Annotated in this window: 1 protein-coding gene; it reads right to left on the bottom strand. The window is 60.3% G+C overall.

The genetic code is table 11. From position 1 onward, the window contains the following. Positions 1-681: 681 nt before the first annotated feature. Complete coding sequence (locus ACZ7HQ_RS45615; RefSeq protein ID WP_471003577.1) at positions 682-897, bottom strand: hypothetical protein; 216 nt, start codon at positions 895-897, stop codon at positions 682-684. Positions 898-1,262: the final 365 nt, after the last annotated feature.

Genomic DNA, 1,262 nt, shown 5'->3' with positions numbered 1-1,262 from the left:
CCGGGTGATCTTGGTCGTGAACCCGTCTACCAGGGGCTTCACTCACATGTCGAACCAACTGACCTTCTCACGCATCAAGTTGGCAAAGGCTCAGTCGACAGATCAGCTTTTGGATGGCATGTGCGTGTTGCGTCGCTCATGTTCCTCACCGGCTTCTGATGCGCTCTCGGAGAATTCGTACCCGGTGAAGTCGGCGACGTGGACGTATCCGATGTGCTGGCAGAGCGCGTTGCTGATAGGGTTGTCCATGGTTTCCAGACTATATCTGGACTCCAGAATGAGGCATGAGGACTGTGATCAGCGATGTGATCTTCCTGCCTCTGACTTTCGGACAGTATGTACGACCATCCCGCGAGAGGAGCCCACGAGTGAGTCCTGGTGTGCGATCCGCTCCCAGAGGGGTCTTCTCCTGCATGGCCGTGTCTTCCGGCTCCATGGGTCGATGTCATGCCTTTGGTCAGCTGACCGGGCACGCCTCATCACTTATGAAAAGCGCCAGGCCGACGCCAGGCGATCGGCTGACCGAGTCTCAGAGTCGCTGTACTCACGATCCGTCTCGATAGCGCCGTACGGTACTGGCCCAAGCAGACAAGCTAGCAATGGTCCTGCGTCACAATCTCGTGGTGGTTCTCACCCCCAGAAGGCGGTGAGAACCACCACAAGCGGGTCACCTCTGTTCTGTTACTGCTCGTCGAGGCTGTCTTGGATGTCGTCTAACGATTCCTGCTTGTCAGGCTGCAGGCTACGCATTTCGTCCCGTGCGTGCCGGCCGCGGTGGTGACGCTGCTGCCCTTCTTGCCCGGGATGCCCAGCCCCAGCGTTCTTGTCCCTCTGCGCCTCGCCTGTGTCCTTTCTGGACGGCTGCGTCTTGTTCCATGTCTCGTCTTTCCTGTTCATGCGGGTGTGACTCCTTCGGTTCAGGAGATGGAACGAGTTCAGGGTCGCACTCTGTCAGGCCAGCCGCATCTTCGGATATTGACACCCTGTGACGAAGACGGGCAGCGGGATGCCCTGCCCCCTGTTGCCGCCGAGCGGTTCGGAGCGCAGCGGAGATCCGCTAACCCCGGGGCGCAGAGCCCCCGGGACTTTTTCTCCTGGAGTGCAACGAAAGGAGAAAAACCAACTTCCCGGCAGAGCCGGGAAGTTGGAGCAGCGAGCGAAGCGAGCCGCTAGCGCTTCCGCGTAGCGGAAGCGTAGCACCCCCGCGCAGCGGGGGTGTTTGCTTTCATTGCGCGCAGCGCAATGGGACCCGCTGCGCGGGG

This window comes from Streptomyces sp. NPDC037290, from assembly GCF_055603245.1.
The sequence above is the reverse complement of the archived record's forward strand: the minus strand, read 5'-3'. Positions and strand labels throughout refer to the sequence as shown.

Excerpts from the sequence above, each read along its gene's own strand:
- ACZ7HQ_RS45615 (WP_471003577.1), bottom strand. The coding sequence starts at position 897 with ATGAACAGGAAAGACGAGACATGGAACAAGACGCAGCCGTCCAGAAAG.